General features: G+C 68.9%; 6 protein-coding genes. 5 read left to right on the forward strand and 1 reads right to left on the reverse strand.

The window, feature by feature from the left end; genetic code table 11:
* Positions 1 to 134: 134 nt before the first annotated feature.
* The gene (gene rbsK, locus WMJ97_RS13200) at positions 135 to 1,034 is read left to right on the forward strand and encodes a ribokinase (RefSeq protein ID WP_347349465.1); all 900 of its coding nucleotides are present in this window, start codon (positions 135 to 137) and stop codon (positions 1,032 to 1,034) included.
* 21 nt (positions 1,035 to 1,055) lie between these two features.
* On the opposite strand, the gene WMJ97_RS13205 is transcribed toward rbsK, so the two are convergent.
* Entirely contained in the window at positions 1,056 to 1,847 is a 792-nt protein-coding gene (locus WMJ97_RS13205) for an IclR family transcriptional regulator (protein ID WP_347349466.1), read from the reverse strand.
* 131 nt (positions 1,848 to 1,978) lie between these two features.
* On the opposite strand from WMJ97_RS13205, the gene WMJ97_RS13210 reads away from it, so the two are divergent.
* The 4 genes from WMJ97_RS13210 (at position 1,979) to WMJ97_RS13225 (ending at position 8,247) form a co-directional block, all read left to right on the forward strand.
* Entirely contained in the window at positions 1,979 to 2,899 is a 921-nt protein-coding gene (locus tag WMJ97_RS13210) for an MFS transporter (RefSeq protein ID WP_347349467.1), read from the forward strand.
* A 194-nt stretch (positions 2,900 to 3,093) separates the two neighbouring features.
* Positions 3,094 to 5,367, forward strand: coding sequence for a carbon starvation CstA family protein (locus WMJ97_RS13215; protein ID WP_347349468.1), 2,274 nt, complete (start codon positions 3,094 to 3,096; stop codon positions 5,365 to 5,367).
* Positions 5,367 to 5,570 (forward strand): YbdD/YjiX family protein, encoded by a 204-nt coding sequence (locus tag WMJ97_RS13220; protein ID WP_347349469.1) that lies wholly within the window; start codon positions 5,367 to 5,369, stop codon positions 5,568 to 5,570. Before WMJ97_RS13215 ends, WMJ97_RS13220 begins: the two co-directional genes overlap by 1 nt.
* A 115-nt stretch (positions 5,571 to 5,685) precedes the next feature.
* Positions 5,686 to 8,247: a glycogen/starch/alpha-glucan phosphorylase gene (locus WMJ97_RS13225; protein WP_347349470.1), complete on the forward strand. Its 2,562-nt coding sequence runs from the start codon at positions 5,686 to 5,688 to the stop codon at positions 8,245 to 8,247.
* Positions 8,248 to 8,580: the final 333 nt, after the last annotated feature.

Here is an 8,580-nt window from a genome sequence, read left to right on the forward strand (position 1 = left end):
GTTCAAATCCTGTCACCCCGACCATCGAAGCGGTGTCGAACCCTCGCCGAACGGCGGGGGTTCCTTCGCGTCCGGGAAAGATGTGCATGCCCCTCGCCGCGTGGGCCTCACCCCTGAGTGCGATGATCGGCGGCATGGACATCGCTGTCATCGGATCCAACATGGTGGACCTCATCGCCTACATCGACCGCATGCCCGCCGAAGGCGAAACCGTGCGGACGCCTGACTTCCAGATGGGCTGCGGCGGCAAGGGCGCCAACCAGGCCGTCGCGGCGTCCCGGCTGGGGGCCGTCGTGCTGATGGTCACGGGTGTGGGCAACGATCTGTTCGCCGACAACACGATCGCGAACTTCGAAGCCCACGGCATCGACACCACGCACGTGCTGCGCACCGAGGCCACCTCGGGCGTCGCGCCGATCTTCGTCGACCCCCAGTCGCGCAACTCGATCATCATCATCCCCGGCGCGAACGACCACCTCTCCCCCGCCGACATCGACGCGGCCGCCGACGACATCGCCCGCTGCCGCTTGATCGTCCTGCAGCTCGAGGTGCCGCTCGAGACCGTGTACCACGCGGTCGAGTTCGGGCGCACCCACGGCGTCCCGGTGCTGCTGAACCCGGCGCCGGCGAACGCCGAGCTCGACTTCGCGCGCATCGCGTCGGTGGACTGGTTCGTCCCGAACGAGACCGAGCTCGCGCTGCTCACCGGCCTGCCCGTCGACTCCCTCGACGAGGTGGACGCCGCCGCGTCCGCCCTGCTGGCACGCGGCATGACGAACGTGCTCGTCACGCTCGGCGCGCGGGGCGTCGCCTGGTACTCGGAGGCGGGCCGCGTCCTGACCGACGCCGAGACCGTCGACGCCGTCGACACCACCGGCTCCGGGGATGCGTTCATCGGCTGCTTCGCCCACAGTCTCGTCAGCGGCCTCGCCGTCGAGGACGCCCTCGTCCGTGCGAACGCCTACGCCGCCGACTCCGTCACCCACCGCGGGACGCAAGCGAGCTACGCGGACGCCGCGTCCTTCGGCCGCTGACTCTCGGCCGAGCCGGCCGCCTCAGGCGTGCCCGCCGATCGGGGCGAGCGTGAGCCCCTCGGGCAGCAGGCTCGGCATGTCCGCCCGGATGAGCTCGGCGAGCTCCGACTGGCGACGCGACGTCATGCGCTCGGCGAGCGACGTGATCGACACGGCCCCGACCACCTGCTCGCCCCGCATGATCGCCATGCCGATGCAGGCCACCCCTGGCTCGTTCTCCTGCAGCTCGACCGAGTAGCCGCGCCGCCGCGCCTGCCGGACGACCCCGCGCAGGTGCTCGAACGACACGGCGTGCTCCGATCCGAGGAACTTCACGTAGACGGCGAGTTGCTCGTCGTCGACGCCGCGGGCCGCCAGCATCGCGCGGCCCAGCGCGGTCGTGGCCACGGGGGCGCGGCGTCCGACTGACGACCACACCCGGACGGCCCGGTCTGGCTCGACTTTGTCGACGTAGAGCACCTGGTCGTCCTCCCACACGCCGAGGTGCACCAGCTCGTGGGTGGCCCGCGACAGCGCGACCAGCGCCGGGTGCAGCGCCTGGGCGAGATGCTCGGGCGTCAGGAACCGGGCCCCGAGCGTCATCGCGCTCGGCCCCAGCCGGTACACGCCGCTCTCGACCGACTGGGTCGCGAACCCGCGCCGGCGCATCGTCGACAGGGCCCGGTACGCCGTGGACTTGTTGACGCCCGTCGTCGCGGCCAGGTCGGCGAGCGTGGCCCCCTGCGGGCCGGCGTCCGCCAGGGCCAGGAGCAGGGCGAACGCCCGGTCGATGGCCTCGATGCGAGGGGGGTCGTTGCGCGGGGTGGTGCTCATGCCCCCATCCTGCGTCCGAGTTTCAGCTAGTGCAACGTGCCACTTCAGCAATTGCGCGGAACTTCTTGCGCGCAACGCGCAGCGATGCGACTCCATTTCATGGATCGCAACCTCTCGTTTCTAAGGAAGAAATGACTACCGAGGTGGTCGCCACCCTCGACCACGATCAGATGGCGTGGGGCTGGCGCATCCCCTTCCTCGCGTCCGTGCTGATCATGGGCTTCGCGATCTGGGTTCGCCTGTCGCTGAAGGAGTCGCCGGTCTTCGAGGCCCGCGAGGACGTCGTCGACGGCGAGGCGGTCTCCACGGAGAAGCTGGCCGAGGTCGTCGACTTCGACACGCTGGCCCAGGCGGCCAAGTCGCGCAAGGGCCGCTCGTTCTTCGCGGCGTTCTTCCTGCGGTTCGGCCAGGCCGGCAACTCCGGCATGATCCAGACCTACCTGATCAGCTACATCACGGCCACGCTGTTGCTGGCCCCGAGCGTCGGCACGAACGTCGTGATCTTCAGCTCGCTGTGCGGCTTCGCGACCGTGCCGATCGTCGGCGCCCTGAGCGACAAGTTCGGCCGCAAGACGATGTACATCATCATGAGCTCGATCTCGCTGGCCCTCGTGTTCCCGATGATCGACATGATCTCGACCAAAGACATCAACTCCGTGTTCGCGGGCTACATCATCGTCCATCAGTCGTCGGTGCTGGCGCTGGCGTCCCTGGAGAACCTGACGATGTCGGAGATCTTCGGCGCGAGGAACCGCTACACCCAGCTCGCCCTGGCGAAGGAACTCGCGGCCATCATCGCCACGGGCGTGAGCCCGGTGATCGCCGCGGCTCTCGTGGTGACGATGCACGGCTCGTGGCTGCCCGTCGCGATCATCATCGCGTTCTTCACCTTCTGCACGCTGGTGGCCTCGATCGTCATGCCCGAGGTGGCCGGGCGCGACCTCACCAAGCTCAACGACAGCGAGCCCGGCGAGGCGCTCTTCGGCCCGTTCGCGCGGCGCGAGCGCGCCAAGCGCGGCCTGCCGGCCCCCGAGGAGGAGTGGCGGGCCTGAGGGCCGCCTCGCTCGACCAATCCGCCGGACGCGGCGTCCACGATCGCTCGTGGACGCCGCGTCCTGTGCACGAAGGGGGAACCCCACCCCCGACCACGCCAAATCGGCGCGCGTGAGGGCGTCCGGTGCTTAGAATCCGGCCATGAGCCGACGATCGGCTCCAAGAAGCGTCGACCTTCGAAGGTGAAACCGACATGTCCGTGACCAGCCCCGACGAGCTCACCCGAACACCCAGCGACACACCACCCGTCGCACTGGAGCCGGAGGAGGTGCGACGCGAGAACAAGCTCAGTCCGCTCAAGATCGCCCTGTGGGTCGCCATCGGGGTGCTGGGCGGGGTCGCGTGGGTGATCATCGCGATCGTCCGGGGCGAGACGATCAACGGCATCTGGTTCGTCTTCGCCGCGGTGTGCTCGTACCTGATCGCCTACCGCTTCTACGCCAACTTCATCGCCCACAAGCTCACCCACCCCGATGACCGTCGCGCGACGCCGTCCGAGTACATGCAGGACGGCCACGACTTCGTCCCGACGGACCGTCGCATTCTCTACGGCCACCACTTCGCCGCGATCGCGGGCGCCGGCCCGCTCGTCGGGCCCGTGCTCGCCGCCCAGATGGGCTACCTGCCCGGCACCCTGTGGATCATCGTCGGCGTGATCTTCGCCGGCGCGGTGCAGGACTACGTCGTCCTGTTCTGCTCGATGCGCCGCGGCGGCCGCTCGGTCGGCCAGATGGCCAAGGACGAACTCGGGCGCTTCGGCGGCATCGCCGCGCTCATCGCGACCCTCGTGATCATGCTGATCATCATCGCGATCCTCGCGCTCGTCGTCGTGAACGCCCTCGGCGAGAGCGCGTGGGGCGTGTTCAGCGTCGGCATGACGATCCCGATCGCCCTGTTCATGGGCGTCTACCTGCGGTTCATCCGGCCGGGCAAGGTGTCGGAGGTGTCGGTCATCGGCGTCATCCTGCTGCTCGCGGCCATCGTCGGCGGCGGCTACGTCGCCGCGACCGACTGGGGCAACGCGATCTTCCACCTCGATCGCCTGACCCTCGCGTGGGCGCTCATCGCCTACGGCTTCGTCGCGGCCGTGCTGCCGGTCTGGCTGCTGCTCGCTCCCCGCGACTACCTGTCGACGTTCATGAAGGTCGGCACGATCACGATGCTCGCGTTCGCCATCGTCGTGGTGCAGCCGACGATCACCGTGCCCCCGTTGACCCAGTGGGCGTTCCGCGCCGACGGCCCGGTGTTCACCGGCTCGATCTTCCCGTTCCTGTTCGTCACGATCGCCTGCGGGGCGTTGTCGGGCTTCCACGCGATGATCGCGTCGGGCACCACCCCGAAGCTGATCGAGAAGGAGCGCCAGACGCGCCTCATCGGCTACGGCGGCATGCTGATGGAGTCGTTCGTCGCGATCATGGCGCTCGTCGCCGCGCTGTCGGTCGACCACGGCATCTACTTCGCGATGAACTCCTCGTCCGCGGCGACGCAAGGCACGGTCGAGGGCGCGGTCGCGTTCGTGAACTCGCTCGGCATGGCCGGCGTCCACCTCGAACCGGCCCAGCTCACCGAGACAGCCCGCCTCGTCGGCGAGCACTCCATCGTCTCGCGCACCGGCGGCGCGCCCACGCTTGCGGTCGGGCTGGCGACGATCATGCACCAGTGGTTCGGCGGGCCCGAGATGATGAGCTTCTGGTACCACTTCGCGATCATGTTCGAGGCGCTCTTCATCCTGACCTCGGTGGACGCCGGCACGCGCGTCGCGCGCTTCATGCTCGCGGACGCCCTCGGCAACGTCTTCCCGAAGTTCCGCGAGGCGAGCTGGAAGCCCGGCAGCTACCTCACCACCGCGCTCATGGTGGCCGGCTGGGGGTCGATTTTGCTGCTCGGCGTCACCGATCCCCTCGGCGGAATCAACACGTTCTTCCCCCTGTTCGGCGTCGCCAACCAGCTCTTGGCCGCCGTCGCGCTCGCCATCTGCCTGACGATCTTCGCCCGGCGCGGCTACAAGTGGCCGCTGCTCATCATCGCGGTGCCGATGGTGTTCGCCGCCGTCGTCACGATCTACGGGTCGTTCCTCAAGATCTTCAGCCGCGTCCCGGGTGTCGGATACTGGGCGAACCACAACCGGTACGCGGCGGCGCTGCAGCAGGGCGTGACCGACTTGGGCGGCGTCCACGGGCGAGCGGCCATGGAGGCGGTCGTCCGGAACACCGCCGTCCAGACCACGCTGTCGGTCATCTTCCTCGTCTGCGCGATCATCGTGATCCTGATGTGCAGCTGGAAGGCCGTCCAGGCGGTGCTGGCGGGCGGCGGCATCGACACGCAGGATCCGCCGCTGCAGTCGCGTCTGTTCGCCCCGGCCGGCATGGTGCCCACGAAGGCGGAGAAGGCCATCGCGAGCGAATGGGCGTCCTACTACGCCGAACACCCCGAGAGGGATCCCGAGCACCGGCAGAGGACGCACTGATGCGCGCCCTGCTGCCGCGGGTGGCGGCCGCGCTGCGGTCGGCGTCCTGGATCGCCGACGGCGTGCTCGGCGCCCACGGGTACCAGAACTACCTGGCGCATCAGCGCGTCCACGGGCACGGCGAGCCGCCGCTCACCGAGCGGGAGTTCTGGAAGGCCGAGTACGCGCGGCAGGGGCGGCAGGCGTCCGGGCGCTGCTGCTGAGGCAGACCGACGACGGGTGGGACGCCGCGGGCCGCGGCGTCCCACCTGCCGGTCACGGCGTCCCACAGAATCGTGCGGCGGGGAGTGATCCCCATGATCCAATATCGTGGGACACATGACGGACAACCCGATCCCGACCCCGGACGCCCCAACGGTCGTCCCCGCGGATGAATCCCCCACGACCGAGAGCCACCGCCGCGGGCCAGCGTTCAAGCCGACCCACCCCGTCGCTCTGGCCCCCGTTGGCTCGCCGCCCCACTCCGTGGACGGCTTTGTGCGCGAGTTCCTGCACGAGCTGAACACCACGCAGGGTGTGGCGCTCTCCCGGTCGAGCGTCAACGACCAGTACCTGGCGCTCGCGACGACGGTCCGCAACTACCTGATGGCGCGCTGGCTCGAGACCGGGCGCAAGACCCACGAGGCCCAGGCGAAGACGATCGGGTACCTGTCGGCCGAATACCTGCTCGGGCGCCAGCTCGGCAACGCCCTGCTCGCCACGCAGCTCAACGACATCGCCGAGAAGGGTCTCGCCGCCTGCGGGCTCGACCTCGCGACCCTCCGCTCGCAAGAGGTCGAGCCGGGCCTCGGCAACGGCGGCCTCGGGCGCCTCGCCGCCTGCTTCATCGACTCGCTGGCCACGATGAACGTGCCGTGTATCGGCTACGGCATCCGCTACGAGTACGGCATCTTCCGCCAGACGTTCGTGGACGGACGCCAGGTCGAGCAGCCCGACACGTGGCTGTCGCTCGGCTCGCCGTGGGAGTTCCCGCACCCCGAGTCGGCGGTGCAGGTCGACTTCGCCGGCCACACCGAGACCTACGACGACCACGGCGTGACGCGCAGCCGGTGGATCCCGGAGTGGAACGTGCTCGGCGTCCCCTACAACTACATGGTCCCCGGGTACCTGAACGGCCGCGTGAACACGCTGCGGCTCTGGTCGGCCCAGGCGACCAAGGCGTTCGACCTGCAGATCTTCAACGCCGGCGACTACGCGTCGGCCGTCCGGGCGCAGACGTTCGCGGAGAACATCAGCAAGGTGCTCTACCCCGAGGACTCGACGCCCCAGGGCAAGGAGCTCCGCCTGCAGCAGCAGTACTTCTTCGTGGCGTGCTCGCTGCGCGACTTCATCAACGAGCTCGACCCCGACTTCGACCTGCACAAGCTGCCCGAGCGCATCATCTACCAGTTGAACGACACGCATCCCGTGATCGCCGTCCCGGAGCTCATGCGCATCCTGGTCGACGAGAAGAAGTGGGAGTGGGATGAGGCGTGGGAGGTCACGAAGCAGTGCTTCGCGTACACCTGCCACACGCTGCTGCCCGAGGCGCTCGAGGTGTGGCCGGTGAGCCTCCTCGGACGCCTGCTGCCGCGGCACCTCGAGATCATCTACCGCATCAACGATGAGTTCCTCGCCGAGGTGCGCGAGGCGTTCCCGGGCGACGAGTTGCGCGCGCGACGGATGTCGATCATCGCCGAGTACCCCGAGCGCGGCGTCCGGATGGCGTACCTCGCCACGATCGCCGGCACGAAGGTGAACGGCGTCGCGGCCCTGCACAGCCAGCTGCTGCGCGACAAGGTGCTGCCCGACTTCTCGGAGATGTGGCCCGACAAGTTCACGAACGTGACGAACGGCATCACGCCGCGGCGGTTCATCCGGATGGCGAACCCGAAGCTGTCGGAGCTCGTCACCGACGCGATCGGCAGCGGCTGGGTCACCGACCTGGAGCGGCTGCAGGAGCTCGAGCCCTACGCCGACGACGAGGACTTCCGCGAGGGGTTCCGCAAGGCGAAGGCGTGGAACAAGGAACGCCTCGCCAACCTGCTGGTGCAGCGCGACGGCATTTCGCTGCCGCCGGGGCACCTCGTGGACGTCATGGTGAAGCGCCTCCACGAGTACAAGCGGCAGTCGCTCAAGATCATGCACGTGATCTCGCTGTACGAGCAGGTGCTGTCGGGCAAGATCACGGCCTCCGACATCACGCCGCGCACCGTCGTGTTCGGCGCGAAGGCGGCCCCCGGCTACAAGATGGCGAAAGACACGATCTACCTGATCAACGCCGTCGCCAAGACCGTGAACGCCGACCCCCGGCTCGAGGGACGCCTCACCGTCGCCTTCCCGGCGAACTACAACGTCACCCTGGCCGAGAAGCTGATCCCGGCGGCCGACCTGTCCGAGCAGATCTCGCTGGCGGGCATGGAGGCGTCCGGCACGGGCAACATGAAGTTCGCGCTGAACGGCGCCCTGACGATCGGGACCGACGACGGCGCGAACGTCGAGATCCGCGAGCTCGTCGGTGACGAGAACTTCTTCCTGTTCGGCATGCGGGAGCCCGAGGTGGCCGCGCTGGCGGCGTCCGGGTACAACCCCGGCTCGCTGTACGCGAACAACCCGCAGCTCAAGGCGACGATCGACCTGATCGCGTCGGGGGTGTTCTCGTCCGACCCGCACGCGTTCGACGGCATCGTCGGCAACCTGCTGCACCAGGACCGGTTCATGGTCTTCGCCGACTTCGACTCCTACATGGCCGAGCAGGCGGAGGTCGAGCGCGCGTACGCCGACGAGGATCGCTGGACGCGCTCCGCGATTCTCAACGTCGCCCGGTGTGGGTTCTTCAGCTCCGACCGCGCCATGCGGGACTACCTGAAGCGCATCTGGCACACCGGCCCCCTCCTGTGACCGTTCGCGGGGGACGCCCGCCCCGTGGGCGTTTCTACCTGACGTTCTCCACACCCTGAGGGGGACTTCGTCACACGGCCCTCCCGGACCCACGTCCGGGAGGGCCGTGGCGTCCTCCGGGGTCGGCGTCCCTGCCTGGCACTGGCATGGGCAGGCTGCCGCCGCTCGGCTCACCCACAATGGGGGGATGAATCCGGACGCAGCAGACAGCAGCGGGGCCGAGCGCCCCGTCGCCGAGGTGCGGTCCTCCTCGGGTCGGGCGCTCACACCCGGCCGTCCGGTCGGGCGTCCGCCCCAGACTCGCCAGCCGCAGGCGTCCCAGCCAGACCACGG

The sequence above is a fragment of the Nigerium sp. genome, assembly GCF_039811905.1.
GTDB lineage: Bacteria > Actinomycetota > Actinomycetes > Propionibacteriales > Propionibacteriaceae > Propioniciclava.

Coding starts and splice junctions, on each gene's coding strand:
- WMJ97_RS13225 (WP_347349470.1), top strand. CDS start 5,686: ATGACGGACAACCCGATCCCGACCCCGGACGCCCCAACGGTCGTCCCC.
- rbsK (WP_347349465.1), top strand. CDS start 135: ATGGACATCGCTGTCATCGGATCCAACATGGTGGACCTCATCGCCTAC.
- WMJ97_RS13220 (WP_347349469.1), top strand. CDS start 5,367: ATGCGCGCCCTGCTGCCGCGGGTGGCGGCCGCGCTGCGGTCGGCGTCC.
- WMJ97_RS13205 (WP_347349466.1), bottom strand. CDS start 1,847: ATGAGCACCACCCCGCGCAACGACCCCCCTCGCATCGAGGCCATCGAC.
- WMJ97_RS13210 (WP_347349467.1), top strand. CDS start 1,979: ATGACTACCGAGGTGGTCGCCACCCTCGACCACGATCAGATGGCGTGG.
- WMJ97_RS13215 (WP_347349468.1), top strand. CDS start 3,094: ATGTCCGTGACCAGCCCCGACGAGCTCACCCGAACACCCAGCGACACA.